The organism is Microbacterium sp. (assembly GCF_047971895.1).
Lineage (GTDB): Bacteria > Actinomycetota > Actinomycetes > Actinomycetales > Microbacteriaceae > Microbacterium.
This window is the reverse complement of the sequence record NZ_JBKEAF010000116.1, coordinates 1-13,609: the sequence shown is the minus strand read 5'-3', so window position 1 is coordinate 13,609 and position 13,609 is coordinate 1. Positions and strand designations below refer to the sequence as shown.

Here is a 13,609-nt window from a genome sequence, read left to right as displayed (position 1 = left end):
AGTGTCGGCGACGCGCTCGACAACACGCTCATGGAGACGATCAACGGGCTCTACAAGGCCGAGTGCATCCGCACGACCGTGTTCCACGACGGCCCGTATCGCAGCATCGCGGACGTGGAGTTCGCGACCGCCGGATGGGTCGATTGGTACAACACCCGTAGGCTTCACTCGAGCCTCGGCTACGCCACACCCGCCGAGTTCGAGCAAACCCACTACGCGACCCTCAACCGAGAACCGCAAACCGCATAGGAGCGGCAAAAAACCTGAGGCGCTTCAATCTTCGATCCGAAGACCAAGGGCGAGGTCATCCTCAAACGCGAGGCCTTCTGGAAACAAGCGCTCGACTCGCGCGCTCACGGCATGAACTGGAACTGACGTCCGCGAGAGCGATGCTCGCGGCCGCTATGTCAGCGGGTCTGCTCGGTTAGCTCCTGCCAAGCTCGCTGGAACTCGCTGACACGATCGAGCCCGCGAGCGGAGGCGGATCTCACCTGACCTACGCGCACCACTACGCCGTTCGTGTGGGCGCGGTGCTTGCCAGCCTCTTGCACCTCGCTGGCTGTCCACTCGCGTGCGGCGATGACTCCGTCGTTGTCGCCGTCTACGAGCAGGAAGATGCACACGTCAAAGCCGAACGAACGAATCGGCGAGAACACCGCGGACGGGCTGGTGTCTGAACGAATCGCGCGGACCTTCACCTGCACTTTGCGTCCATCATCGGCGACAAGATCGTAGGACTTCTCGGAGTTGGGAGCGAGGAGCCCGTCGTACACGATCGCCGCGCAGTACTCGGCCAGGTCGCCAATCGGTGCGTTGTTGGTACGGACGAGCCCGCGGTGACGGAGCTCCGCGAGGATATCGGCATAGCGCCGGAGCAGCTGACCCACAGTGATCTGGGCGAGCTCATCGCTGACATCCGTCCGGATTGCTATCGGTGACTGAACGTCGCTGCGCGCGAAATGCTCGCGGACGATTTCAGCCTGTCCATCAGTCATGACCCAAGCCGTGCCGGCTTCCACCGGGTGCCGCCAGTTCTGTCGCCGCATCCACGCGCGAACAGCCTTAGGGTCGACGTCGAGTTCGTCGGCGAGCTGTCGAACGGTAAGCGATGAGGCGTCCATATTTGCACCGTATCGGAGCTTTGCACCGTATCGGAGCGCCAACCGGCCCCAGACCGGCCCAAGCCGCCGACGAGACCCGTGAATCGACTTCCTCGGGCGGGGCCGTTTCGACTCGCTTCGCTCGCTCAACGACCGGGGAGACGCCCGCTGTGTGCCCGTGGAAACCCGCGCTCACCAGGACAAAACAAAACCCCCGCGATGTAGAAGCTAGGCGAGGGTTTCTGGGACCGTTGTAACGACGGTCCGTGTGGCTCCGACGGGCGTCGATCCCGTGACCTCACGATTTTCAGTCGCGGTCGCGGCGGCGCCAGGTGATGATCCACGCGATGAGCGTGCCGACGAGCACGATGCCGGTCGCGCCGAATAGCAGATTCTGCTCGAACTCGTTCACCGGCTCACCCCCACCGGCTCATACCGCTCGCACGAGGTCGGCGATCGAGTCGAGCACCTCGTCGGGGCGGAACGGGTACCGCTCGACCTCGGCATCGTCGGCGATGCCGGTGCGCACGAGCACGGTGTGCAGTCCCGCCTCGATGCCGGCGACGACATCCGTGTCCATGCGGTCGCCGATCATGCCCGTGTTCTCGGAGTGCGCGCCGATGCGGTTCAGTGCCGAGCGGAACATCATCGGGTTGGGCTTTCCGACCACGTAGGGCTCTTTGCCGGTCGCCTTCGTGATGAGCGCGGCGAACGAGCCCGTGGCGGGCACGACGCCGTGGGGCGTGGGCCCCGTGGCATCCGGATTCGTGATGATGAACCGCGCGCCCTGATCGATGAACCGGATCGCCTTGGTGATCGCCTCGAACGAGTACTGCCGCGTCTCGCCGACGACGACGTAGTCGGGCTGGGTCTCGGTCATGATGTACCCGGCTTCGTGCAGGGCGGTGGTCAGCCCCGCCTCGCCGATGACGAACGCCGAACCGCCGGGCAGCTGCGAGCGCAGGAACTCCGCGGTGGCGAGCGCCGACGTCCAGATGCGGTCTTCGGGCACGTCCAGGCCCGACCGGCGCAGTCGGGCACTCAGGTCTCGCGGTGTGAAGATCGGGTTGTTGGTCAGCACGAGGAACGGGGTGCCGTCGTCGCGCCACTGCGCGAGCAGTTCGGCCGCCCCCGGGACGGGACGGCTCTCGTGGACGAGCACACCGTCCATGTCGGTCAGCCAGCATTCGATGTCGGCGCGCGTCCGCATGGGCTCAGCCTATCCGGGCGGCGTGGCCCTAGGGTGGCACCGTGGCCGTCGACGAGTCCCCGGGGTGGGATCCCCGTGCGCTGCCCGAGCTGAGCGGCCGCGCCTACCTGGTGACCGGCTCGAACAAGGGGCTCGGGTTCTTCTCGGCCGAGCAGCTCGCGCGCGCGGGCGCCCGGGTGATCATGACCGGCCGCAACCCGAATCGACTGGCGGCGGCGAAGGCGGCCATCACCCGCAGACTGCAGGATGCTTCGCTCGACGCCGATCTCGAGACCCTGCTGCTCGACACGAGCAACCTCGGGTCGATCCGGGCGTCGGCGGCCACCGTGCGCGCCCGCAAGAAGCTCGACGGCGTGCTGCTGAACGCCGGCATCGTGCATGCACCGCGCCACCGTCAGACCACGCCCGATGGCAACGAGATCGTCTTCGCGACCAACGCGCTGGGGCATTACGCGCTCGCCGGCGAGCTGCTGCTCAGCCTTGCGGCGGCCCGGGGACGCATGGTGTGGATCGGCAGCATCTCGACCGCGTTGTGGCGCTACGAGGTCACCGACCCGCAGCTCGAGCACGGCTACTCGCCGTGGCGTGCGTACGTGCAGTCGAAGATCGTCACCGCGGCACTGGGTTTCGAGGCCGACCGACGTCTCCGGGCGGCCAACGTGCCGGTGGCGAGCGTGGTCGCCCACCCCGGCTACTCCACGAGCGGTCGCACGCCCCGCATCCGCGGCGTCAACGAGGTGACGCGGCTGCGCCGCTTCACCGATCAGCTGCAGCGCCCGATCAACCAGTCGAAGGAGCACGGCGCGTGGCCGCTCGTGCGGGCCCTCACCGACCCCGGCATCACCGGCGGCGAGTTCTGGGGGCCGCACCGGCGCACGCACGGTGAGCCGCAGCGCCAGGTCGCCCCCAAGATCACGCGCGACATCGACCTCGCGCGGCGGGCATGGGACCTGTGCGAACAGACCACCGGCATGCACTGGCCGCTCGACCGGGCGTCGAAGGCACGCCGGCGCTGAGTCCTCACCGCTTCACGCGGTGAGCCAGACCGCCTCACCGGCGCCGGCGGGCAGCGTGAGAGGCTGCTCGTAGACGAGAACCCCGTCGGCGGTGACACGCACGGTCGCACCCACATCGAGCCCGGACTCCTCGATGTCGCGCAGCAGCGCCGGATCGCGGTCGCTGACGCGCAGCACGGTGCCCACGTGCCCCGGCGAAGCCGCCCCGAGCAGCACGAACGGCACCCGCTGCACGTGCCCCGCGGCATCCGGGATCGCATCCCCGTGCGGGTCGAACGCCGGGTTGCCCAGTCGTTCGGCGATGCGTGCGAGCAGGCGGTCGCTGATCGCGTGCTCGAGGATCTCGGCCTCGTCGTGCACCTCGTCCCACGAGTAGCCGAACTCGCGCACCAGCCACGTCTCGACGAGGCGGTGACGGCGGATCGTGGCCGCGGCCCGGTGCTCGCCGGCGGGGGTCAGCGAGATCGGGCCGTACGGCCGGTGCGTGACCAGGCCCTGGGCGGCGAGCTTCTGCACCATCTCGGTGACGCTCGACGGCGCCAGGCCCAGTGTCGCGGCCAACTGCGAGGGCGTGATGCGCTCGTCCTGCCACTCGGTGTGGTGATAGATCGTCTTCAGGTAGTCGTCGATCGCGACGGATGCGGACACCCGTTCAGGCTACCCGCCGGTGAGGACCAGCCAGAGAAGCAGACCGTTGAGCGCGATGAGGAAGATGGATGCTGCGACGCCCGCGCCCGTCGTGATCATCCGGTTGCGGAACCCGCCCAGCACGTCGCTCCTCGCCGTCAGGGAGACCAGCGGCACGAGGGCGAACGGGATGCCGAACGAGAGCACCACCTGGCTGAGCACGAGGGCCGCGGTCGGGTCGAAGCCGATGGCGAGGATCACGAGGGCCGGCAGGAGGGTGACGAGTCGGCGCCAGATGAGCGGGATGCGCACGTGCAGCAGGCCGTGCATGATCTCGGCGCCCGCATACGCGCCGACCGACGTGCTGGCCTGGCCGCTCGCGAGCAGCCCGACCGCGAACAGCACCGCGACGACCGGCCCGAGGCCGGTGTACAGCGCCGCATAGGCGCCCTCGAGGCTGTCGGTACCCGGCACCCCGGCGAGGTTCGCGGCGGCCAGCAGCAGAATGCACAGGTTCACGGTTCCCGCGATGAGCATCGCGACGGTGACATCCCATCGGGTGGCGCGCAGCAGACGCCGGGTCGAGAACCCGCGTTCGCTGCGGAACCGGTCGCGGGCCAGCGCGCTGTGCGCGTAGATCGCGTGCGGCATGATCGTCGCGCCGAGGATGGATGCCGCCAGGAGCACCGAGTCGGTGCCCTCGAAGCGCGGCAGTAGGCCGCCCGCGATGCCGGCCGGGTCAGGTGGTGCGACGAACACCCCGAACGTGAAGCCGACGGCGATGATGGCGAGCAGCCCGATGACGACGAACTCGAAGGGCTCGGCGCCACCCCTGCTCTGGACGAGCAGCAGCGAGATCGACACCGCGCCCGTGATCGCCCCGCCGAGGAGGAGCGGCAGCCCGAACAGCAGGTTCAGCGCGACGGCACCGCCGATGACCTCGGCGATATCGGTCGCCATCGCGACGAGCTCGGCCTGTAGCCAATACGCGCGGCGTCCCCATCGGTTGCGCAGGCGCCGGCCGAGCACCTCGGGCAGGCTCTCGCCCGTGACGATGCCGAGCTTCGCCGACAGATATTGGATGAGCCACGCCATCGCATTGCCGAGCACGACGACCCACACGAGCAGGTATCCGAACGTCGCGCCCGCGGTCATGTTGCTGGCGACGTTTCCCGGGTCGAGGTACGCGACGCCGGCGACGAGGGCAGGGCCGATCAGCCAGGCGAGGCGGGGGATGGATGCCTGACGGCCACCGCCCTCGCGCTCGATCCGACGATTTTTCGGCATGCCGAAACCCTACAAGGGCATTTCAGCTCCCCGAAACCCTTCGCGCAGCCCATTGCTTCGCCGTCTCACATGTCACGTTCTGCCGGTCGCGCCCGCGCATCGTGACAGGGGAACGGGCGTCGCCGGATCTCACCTGTCACGAAGTGCGGCGGCACCCGCCGAACGCGGCACGTGAAGCGAGGGCGAGGGCGGATACGCTGGGCCGGTGACCAGCGACGCGGAGCCCGAGCCGTACGGCGTCGGACCGTGGCCCGGTGGGCCCGACGCGTGGCCGGACGACCCGCACTACGACCGCGAGCTGCTCGCACACGGCGATCGGCGCAACGTCGTCGACCGGTATCGGTACTGGACGATGGAGGCGATCGTCGCAGACCTGGATGCCACGCGGCATCCCTTCCACGTCGCCATCGAGAACTGGCAGCACGACCTCAACATCGGCTCGATCGTGCGCAGCGCCAACGCGTTCGCGGCCGAGACGGTGCACATCGTCGGCCGGCGCCGGTGGAACAAGCGCGGCGCCATGGTCACCGACCGATACCAGCACGTGCTGCACCACGACGACATCGCCGACCTGGTGGCCTGGGCGAGCGCGCACGACCTGCCGATCATCGCGGTCGACAACGTCGAGGGATCGGTGGCGGTCGACGAGGCCGAACTGCCGGAGCGTTGCGTGCTGCTGTTCGGCCAGGAGGGGCCGGGCCTGTCGCCCGAGGCGCTCGCCGCGTCCCAGACCGTCGTCGAGATCACCCAGTACGGGTCGACGCGCTCGATCAACGCCGGTGCCGCGGCAGCCGTCGTCATGTACGAGTGGTGTCGCCGCTGGGCGTGAGCAGGTCAGTCTCGGTCGATGCCGGACGCGTGGCGCATCAGCGCCTGTGTCATGGTCAGCACCCCTTCCTTGTCGTCGGGGATGAACAACGATGCCAGGGGTGGCAGAAGCCCCGCGATCACGCCCCCGCGATCATCCAGGTCGCGCCGCGCACGCGCCAGCCGAGGCCCGCGAAGCGGGCGACCATGTACACGCCGAAGAACGCGACCGACACCCACGCCAGACCCCACGCGCCGACCGGGTGCAGCGCCGCGATGAGCACGAGAACCGGCAGGAAGACGACGAGGTTCAGCGCACCGACGATCGCGAGGTAGCGGCCATCGCCGGCGCCCATGAGCACCCCGTCGAGCACGAACACCGCCCCGCACAGCGGCTGCGTGACCGCCAGCACGAGGAATGCGGGCTGGATCATCGCCGACAACGCGGCATCCCCGGTGAACAGCAGCCCGATCACGCCCGAGCATGCCCCGATCACCACGCCCATCAGTACCCCGAACCACGCACCCCACGCGAGTGTGCGCCGCAGCACGAGCCGCACGTCGTCGGTGTCGCCCGACCCGAGCGACTTGCCGACGAGCGCCTGTGCGGCGATCGCGAGTGCGTCGAGGGCGAACGCCGCCGCCGAGAAGATCGTGTACACGACCTGCCAGCCCGCCAGCTCGTGCTCGCCGAGCCCTGTCGCGACCGCCACCGTCGTCAGCAGCGCCACCCGCAGCGAGACGGTGCGCAGGAACAGCCAGCCACCGAGCTTCGCCGACCCGCGCACGCCCTCCCGGTTGGGACGGACGGATGCCTGGTGCCACCGCGCCAGGCGGCCCACGACGATCACGTACGCCAGCACCATGCTCCACTGTGCGACGACCGTGCCCGCCGCCGACCCTGCGATGCCCCACCCGAGGCCGTAGATGAACGCCCAGTTCAGCAGCGCGTTCGCGGCGAATCCGAGCCCGGCGACCCACAGCGGCGTCACGGTGTCCTGCATTCCGCGCAGCAGCCCGGTCGCCGCGAAGACGATGAGCATGGCGGGAAGGCCCCACATCGAGATGCCGAGGTAGATCTCGGCCTGCTCGGCCACATCCGCTCCCGCGTCGAACAGGCCCACCAGGAACGGCGTCGACAGGTATCCGGCGACCGCGAGCACCGCGCCCATGCCGAGGGCCAGCCACATGCCGTCGATGCCGACGGAGACGGCATCCGTCCGGTCGCCGGCGCCGAAGCGTCGGGCGACCGCCGGTGTCGTCGAGTATGCGAGGAACACCATCAGCCCAACGATCGTCTGCAGCACGGCGCCGGCGATCCCGAGACCGGCGAGCGGGGCGATGCCGAGATGCCCGACGAGCGCCGAGTCGACGATGAGGAAGAGCGGCTCGGCGACGAGCGCGCCGAGAGCGGGGACCGCGAGCCGCAGGATGCTGCGATTCAGGGTCTCTCGGGCGGCCACCGTACGAGCCTACGGCGCCTATCCTGGAGTCATGACGGATGCTCCCCGATCCGGTCTTGCGCTCGACGACCTGAGCGCGACGATCCGGCCCCAAGACGACCTGTTCCGCCACGTCAACGGGGCGTGGCTCGACCGCACCGAGATTCCCGACGACAAGGCCCGCTGGGGTGCGTTCCACCTCATCGCCGAGCAGGCCGAGGCGGATGTGCGCGTGATCGTCGAAGAGTCGCAGGGCGCCGAACCGGGCACCGAGGCGCGCAAGATCGGCGATCTGTACACGAGTTTCATGGACACCGAGCGGGTCGCCGAGCTCGCGGCATCCCCTCTCTCCGATCAGGTGGCCCGCGTCGACACGATCTCGTCGATCCCCGAGTTCCTGCGCACCGTCGGCGAGCTCGACCGCGAGGGCGTCGGGGGGCTGATCGGGTTGTTCGTCGAGCCGGATCCGGGCGATCCGACGCGGTACGTGCCGTTCTTCGCGCAGGGTGGGCTGTCGCTGCCCGACGAGTCGTACTACCGGCTCGACAGCTTCGCCGACACCCGCGCGGCATTCAGGGCGCATGTGGAGCGGATGCTGGAGCTGGCAGGAATTCCCGAGCCCGCGGATGCCGCTGAGCGCATCGTGGCACTGGAGACCGAGCTGGCCACGCACCACTGGGACAACGTGCGCAGCCGGGACGCCGTCGCCACGTACAACCTGAAGAACTGGGGCGAGGTGCAGCAGCTCATCGGTGTCGACCTCACGCCGTGGCGCACGGCCGTCGCCCCGGACCATCCCGACGTATTCGACGAGGTCGTCGTGTTCCAGCCGAGCTTCATCGAGGGACTCGGCACGGTGCTCGCCGACGATCGCCTGGACGATCTGAAGGCGTGGCTGCGGTTCCGCATCGTGCGCGCGGCGGCGCCGTACCTGCCCGACGAGTTCGTCGCCGAGAACTTCTCGTTCTACGGCACGCAGCTGACCGGGGTGCCGGTGATCCGCGAGCGCTGGAAGCGCGGCGTGAGCCTGGCCGAGGGTGCGCTCGGCGAGGCGATCGGCAAGGTCTACGTCGAGCGGCACTTCCCGCCGGCGGCGAAGGAGGCGATGGACGAGCTCGTCGCCAACCTCATCGAGGCGTACCGGCAGAGCATCGCGAACCTCGAGTGGATGAGCCCTGCCACGCGCGAGCGCGCGCTCGCCAAGCTCGACGCGTTCACCCCGAAGATCGGGTATCCGGTGAAGTGGAAGGACTACGCCGGGCTCGAGATCGACCCCGCCGATCTCATCGGCAACGTGCGCCGCGCCAACGTGCACGAGCACGACCGCCAGCTCGGCAAGGTGGGGCAGCCCATCGACCGCGACGAGTGGCTGATGACACCGCAGACGGTCAACGCGTACTACAACCCGCTGATGAACGAGATCGTCTTCCCCGCGGCGATCCTGCAGTACCCGTTCTTCGACGCAGGCCGCGACGCGGCCGCCAACTACGGTGGCATCGGCGCGGTCATCGGCCACGAGATCGGCCACGGCTTCGACGACCAGGGCAGTCGGTTCGACGGGAGCGGCAAGCTCGAGGACTGGTGGACTGATGCCGACCGTGCCGCGTTCGAGGAACGCACGAAGAGCCTCATCGCGCAGTACGACGTACTGGTGCCGTGCGGCCTCGCGGACGAGCACACGGTCAACGGCGCGCTGACGATCGGCGAGAACATCGGCGACCTCGGCGGCCTGGGCATCGCGCTGGAGGCCTATGCGCTGTCCCTCGACAAGCTCGGGAACCGGGGCGAGGGGCCGAAGATCGACGGGTTCACCGGCATTCAGCGTCTGCTGCTGAGCTGGGCGCAGGTCTGGCAGCAGAAGGGACGGGATGCCGAGACCATCCGCCTGCTGACGATCGACCCGCACTCGCCGAACGAGTTCCGGTGCAATCAGATCGTGCGCAACATCGATGCGTTCTACGATGCTTTCAACGTCACCGAAGCCGATGAGCTGTGGCTCGCCCCCGAGGAGCGCGTCACGATCTGGTAGTTGCCCCGAGCACCCGTCCACTCCCCGATGCGGCGCGCGGGCACGCACCGGCGCACGTTCACCGACGCGGTCAGCCGCCGAGCTCGTCAACGAGTGCGAGGCCCCGGCGGGCCCAGGTGACCTCGCCGCGGGCGCGCTCAGCCAGGCCCTCGTACGTGAAGCGCTTGAAGGCCAGGGTGCGCTCGTGCTCGGCCTCGGGCGTCGCCTCGAGGCGACGCACGATCATCGGGTTCGTGACGTTCGCGATGTGCGTCAACTCTCCCTCGAACTGCTCCAGCTCGCCCTCCCAGTGCGCGATGTGGTGGCGCAGGAAGGCGCGCGCGGCATCTGGCGTCGTGTTCTCCAGATACGCGGCACGCAGGTGGGCGGGGTCGCGCACCCGCTGGTACGAGATGGGCGTGCGCATCCACTCCAGGTACGCGGCGTCGCCCGTATCGGTCACGTGGTACACCCGGCGGGTGCCGCGCTCGCCGCGGGGCTGCTCCTCGCCCTCGATGAGGCCTTCGTCCTCCATCTTGCGCAGCTCCGGGTAGATCTGGCTGTCGGGCGCGTGCCACACGTGCCCGACCGACTGCGAGAACTGCTTCTGCAGGTCGTACCCCGAGAGCGGACCCACACGTAGGATCGCCAGCAGGGCGTAGCGCAGGCTCATGGGTCTCCTCCCGACTCCAGGGTAGAGCGAAATGGATGCCTCGCCCGGTGTGTCACGAAGCGTGACGGCGGGGCGAGGCATCCATTCTTCGATCAGGCGTTCTTGTAGCCGGTGCGCCATCCGCCCTGGTAGGTCTGACGGGCGACGGTCGCGTACGGCACCGGCGAGACGACGGCGCGAACCTCGGTCTGCTCGTGCGGCTCGACCGACGCCTTCGAGGTGCCGCCGTTCGGCTCGCCCCAGACGACCTTCAGCTCCGTACCCTCGGGCACGTCGTGGTCGACGATGGCGAGCGACAGGCCGCGACGCTCGTTCGACGAGTAGCCGGTGAACATCGAGAACCCGACCACGGTGCCGTCGTCGGTGGTGACCGCGTCGTAGTTCGCCGAGCCGTAGTTGGCCAGCGGCAGGTCGAAGAACTTGTAGTTCGGGCCGTCGACGTTCAGCAGCGAGGTCCAGACCTTGCCCAGGTCCTCGGCGTTCCACTCGAAGGTGACCTTGCGGCGCTGCGCGGCCGGGTCCATCTTCTCGAGGGCGTCGCGACCGATGAAGTCGTGGTCGAACTTCACGAACGACCCATAACCCAGCTCCCACGGGGTCATGTAGTAGTCCTCGATGTTGTCCGACACGAACGAACCGGCGAGGGTACCGGTCGCCTCGTAGCTGTCGACTCCGAGCCACTCGCGGTAGCCGCGCTCGGCCTCACCGGTGTAGATGGCGGGAAGCGGCGAGGGGATCCAGCCCGACTCCAGCGTGTTCGACGGGTACGCCCGCGAACCGACGGGGAGCAGACCGAACTCGGCGCCGGCCTCGATGATGGCGTCGCGAACGGCGCCGTGCTCCGAGTAGGGGCCCCAGATCTCCAGGCCGGGGGCACCGGCCATACCGTGACGAAGGGTGCGCACGTCCTTGCCGGCGATCTTCATCGTGGCCATGTTGAAGAAGCCGAGCTTCTCCAGCGGACCACCGTTGAGCTTCTCGATGACGGCCCAGGCGTTGGGGCCCTGGATCTGGAAGCGGTAGTACAGGCGGCTGACGGCAGCACCGTAGGGACGCGAAGGCGAACGACGGTCGACGGTCAGGTCCAGGTTGGAGTAGCCGCCGGTCTCACCGTGGTACATCAGCCAGTTCGACGCGGGGGCGCGGCCGACGTAGACGTACTCGTCCTCGGCTTCGCGGAAGAGGATGCCGTCACCGATGACGTGACCGGAGGCAACGGTGGGGACGTACTGCTTGGCCTTGTTGACCGGGAACTTCGCAACGGAGTTGATCGCGGTGTCGCTGATCAGCTTGATCGCGTCCGAACCCTTCAGGAACACGTTGTCCATGTGGTGCGACTGGTCGTACAGGACGGCGGTGTTGCGCCACGCGTTCTGCTCCTTGATCCAGTTGTGGAAGTCAGCCGGAACGACGGGGTAGATGTACGATCCGATCTGGGAGTTACGCAGCATCTCGACCGGGTTGGTCTGGTCGATCAGCTGTTGGAGATTGTTGGCCACGGTGTGACCCCCCTGTTCTGTTGGGTGTTCGGTTGGTCGGTATTCAGTTGTGAAGAACGTCAGTCAAAGACGATGGTGTGGTTTCCGTGTCGGATGACACGGTCCTCGGCGTGCCATTGCACGGCGCGACTGAGGACGGCGCGTTCCACGTAGGCGCCGCGGGCCTGCAGGTCTGCGGCGGTCATGGCGTGGTTCACGCGGGCGATGTCCTGCTCGATGATCGGCCCTTCGTCAAGATCCTTCGTGACGTAGTGGCTGGTCGCGCCGATGAGTTTGACGCCGCGCTCCTTGGCCTTGCGGTAGGGAGCGGCGCCGATAAAGGCGGGCAGGAACGAGTGGTGGATATTGATGATCGGCACGCCGACCTTGTCGAGAAAGTCCGGGCTGATGATCTGCATGTAGCGGGCCAGGACGACGAAGTCGACGTTCCCGGTCAGCAACTGCAGAATCTTCTGCTCGGCCTCGGACTTGTCCGGACCCTGCGAATGCACGTGCACGAACGGGATCCCGAAGCTGCGCACATCTTCGGCCACGTTGGTGTGGTTGGAGATCACCATCGGGATCGTCACCGGAAGCTGGCCGCGGCGGTGCCGCCACAGCAACTCCAGCAGACAGTGGTCGCTTGTCGAGGCAAGCACCGCCATCCGCTTGGGTACGGACTGATCCGTCAGCGTCCACGACATCTTCAACGGGCCGAGAGTGTCGGCGAGGTCCTTCTCAATATCGGGCATCGCGGCGGTCAGGCCGTCACGATGGAACAGCACCCGTTGGAAGAAGGTTCCGCCTTCGGGGTCGTCCGAGTACTGATCGAGGGTGACGATATTGCCGTCGTTACGAGAGATCAGCGACGTGATCGCCGACACCAGACCGTGCTGGTCGGGGCCGTGCACGATCAGTGCCGCATGATCTCGCATCGCGTCGTTACGCTGCGCCATGGATGGGGGGACCCTTTCGGACCTGAGAGACTCAGGCCTGAGCGGCAGCGTAGTCGCGTGCCCACTCGGCGGTTGCGCCGAGTCCGCCGAAGGCGTAGAAGTGCAGCTTCACGTTGCCGGCCGTGGGGCTGGTCTGCGCGAACTCGCCGAGCTCGGAGACGAACTTCTCCGGTCCCGCGGTGCCCATCAGGTTGGTGAGGCTGAAGCCGTACTTCTTCACGATCATTGCGTTCGCGCCGATACCGAAGCGGCGGGCGAAGCTGAGCAGACGCTTGATTCCGGCCGGGCCGGGGGTGCCGATGCGGATCTCGCTATCGACGCCGCGTGCGCGCACCGCTTCGATCCAGCTGGTGACCGGGTCCAGGTCAAAGCTGAACTGGGTAAGGATGACGCCGTCCAGCTCCTGTTCCTTCAGGGCCGCAGACTTGTCTTCGAGGTGCTTCCACAGCGAGTCGGTGGGGATGTCAGGGTGACCCTCGGGGTATCCGGCGATGGAGACTTCCTTCGCGCCGTACTGCTTGAGCAGACCGGTGCGGATGACGCTGAGCGAGTCCGGGTAGGGGCCCATCGGCTCTGCCGGGTCGCCGCCGACGGCGAACACGTTCTCGGTGGCGCCGATCTCTTGCAGCGCGCTGAGGAACTCTTCCAGCTCGGCCTGCGAGGACAGGCGGCGGGCGGAAATGTGCGGCACGGGGATGAAGCCCATCTCTTTCACGGCCTTGGCGGCGGTGACGCGCATTTCGAGGTTCTCGTTGCCGAGGAACGTCACGTTGATCTTCGTTCCGGCGGGGATGGCGGCGCGGGCCTCTTCGAGAGCGGGCACATCTTTACCCGTCATTTCCAAAGAGAAGTTGTTGATCAACGCCAGAGATGCTGACGGGTTGGCAGATGGAGTCATTCGAGCCACTGTGAGGTCCTTTCGCGACATGGTGTTCGCCGCTGTGTCGGCGGAAGCGGGGTGCGGCACCGCGCCCAAAAATCACAATACCTATGTGGATAGGTATT

At 67.7% G+C, this 13,609-nt stretch carries 13 protein-coding genes; 4 read left to right on the top strand and 9 right to left on the bottom strand.

All coding sequences use genetic code 11. The features are described from left to right. On the top strand, positions 1-249 hold a 249-nt coding region (locus ACK5IN_RS09340; RefSeq protein WP_416895920.1), incomplete at its 5' end, for an integrase core domain-containing protein. A 158-nt stretch (positions 250-407) separates the two neighbouring features. On the opposite strand, the gene ACK5IN_RS09335 is transcribed toward ACK5IN_RS09340, so the two are convergent. Further along, entirely contained in the window at positions 408-1,121 is a 714-nt protein-coding gene (locus ACK5IN_RS09335; RefSeq protein ID WP_416895919.1) for a DUF6998 domain-containing protein, read from the bottom strand. A 409-nt stretch (positions 1,122-1,530) separates the two neighbouring features. Next, positions 1,531-2,310, bottom strand: coding sequence for an HAD-IIA family hydrolase (locus ACK5IN_RS09330; protein ID WP_416895918.1), 780 nt, complete (start codon positions 2,308-2,310; stop codon positions 1,531-1,533). 41 nt (positions 2,311-2,351) lie between these two features. Between ACK5IN_RS09330 and ACK5IN_RS09325 the strand changes: the two genes are divergently transcribed. After that, entirely contained in the window at positions 2,352-3,326 is a 975-nt protein-coding gene (locus ACK5IN_RS09325) for an SDR family NAD(P)-dependent oxidoreductase (RefSeq protein ID WP_416895917.1), read from the top strand. 12 nt (positions 3,327-3,338) lie between these two features. Here ACK5IN_RS09325 and ACK5IN_RS09320 read toward each other — a convergent pair whose 3' ends face one another. Both ACK5IN_RS09320 and ACK5IN_RS09315 read right to left on the bottom strand, forming a co-directional pair. Then, positions 3,339-3,974 (bottom strand): metal-dependent transcriptional regulator, encoded by a 636-nt coding sequence (locus ACK5IN_RS09320; protein WP_416895916.1) that lies wholly within the window; start codon positions 3,972-3,974, stop codon positions 3,339-3,341. 9 nt (positions 3,975-3,983) lie between these two features. Next, the gene (locus tag ACK5IN_RS09315; protein ID WP_416895915.1) at positions 3,984-5,240 is read right to left on the bottom strand and encodes an Nramp family divalent metal transporter; all 1,257 of its coding nucleotides are present in this window, start codon (positions 5,238-5,240) and stop codon (positions 3,984-3,986) included. 205 nt (positions 5,241-5,445) lie between these two features. Between ACK5IN_RS09315 and ACK5IN_RS09310 the strand changes: the two genes are divergently transcribed. Continuing rightward, positions 5,446-6,069, top strand: coding sequence for a TrmH family RNA methyltransferase (locus ACK5IN_RS09310; protein ID WP_416895914.1), 624 nt, complete (start codon positions 5,446-5,448; stop codon positions 6,067-6,069). A 118-nt stretch (positions 6,070-6,187) separates the two neighbouring features. On the opposite strand, the gene ACK5IN_RS09305 is transcribed toward ACK5IN_RS09310, so the two are convergent. Continuing rightward, positions 6,188-7,510, bottom strand: coding sequence for an MATE family efflux transporter (locus ACK5IN_RS09305; protein ID WP_416895913.1), 1,323 nt, complete (start codon positions 7,508-7,510; stop codon positions 6,188-6,190). 31 nt (positions 7,511-7,541) lie between these two features. Between ACK5IN_RS09305 and ACK5IN_RS09300 the strand changes: the two genes are divergently transcribed. Next, positions 7,542-9,518 carry a M13 family metallopeptidase gene (locus ACK5IN_RS09300; protein ID WP_416895912.1) on the top strand — a complete coding sequence of 659 codons (1,977 nt, stop codon included), beginning with the start codon at positions 7,542-7,544 and terminating at the stop codon, positions 9,516-9,518. Positions 9,519-9,588: 70 nt separating this feature from the next. Here the strand turns inward: ACK5IN_RS09300 and ACK5IN_RS09295 are convergent, their stop codons facing one another. The 4 genes from ACK5IN_RS09295 to ACK5IN_RS09280 all read right to left on the bottom strand — a co-directional run bounded on the left by ACK5IN_RS09295 (position 9,589) and on the right by ACK5IN_RS09280 (position 13,442). After that, on the bottom strand, positions 9,589-10,170 hold the full coding sequence (locus ACK5IN_RS09295; RefSeq protein ID WP_416895911.1) for a PadR family transcriptional regulator: 582 nt from the start codon (positions 10,168-10,170) through the stop codon (positions 9,589-9,591). A gap of 92 nt (positions 10,171-10,262) precedes the next feature. Further along, a complete protein-coding gene (gene ligM / locus ACK5IN_RS09290; RefSeq protein WP_416895910.1) occupies positions 10,263-11,669 on the bottom strand; it encodes a vanillate/3-O-methylgallate O-demethylase in 1,407 nt (468 codons plus the stop codon). 59 nt (positions 11,670-11,728) lie between these two features. After that, positions 11,729-12,604, bottom strand: a complete 876-nt coding sequence (purU, locus tag ACK5IN_RS09285; RefSeq protein WP_416895909.1) for a formyltetrahydrofolate deformylase — start codon at positions 12,602-12,604, stop codon at positions 11,729-11,731. Positions 12,605-12,635: 31 nt separating this feature from the next. Next, positions 12,636-13,442, bottom strand: coding sequence for a methylenetetrahydrofolate reductase (locus tag ACK5IN_RS09280; protein ID WP_416895908.1), 807 nt, complete (start codon positions 13,440-13,442; stop codon positions 12,636-12,638). Between the last annotated feature and the right edge of the window lie 167 nt (positions 13,443-13,609).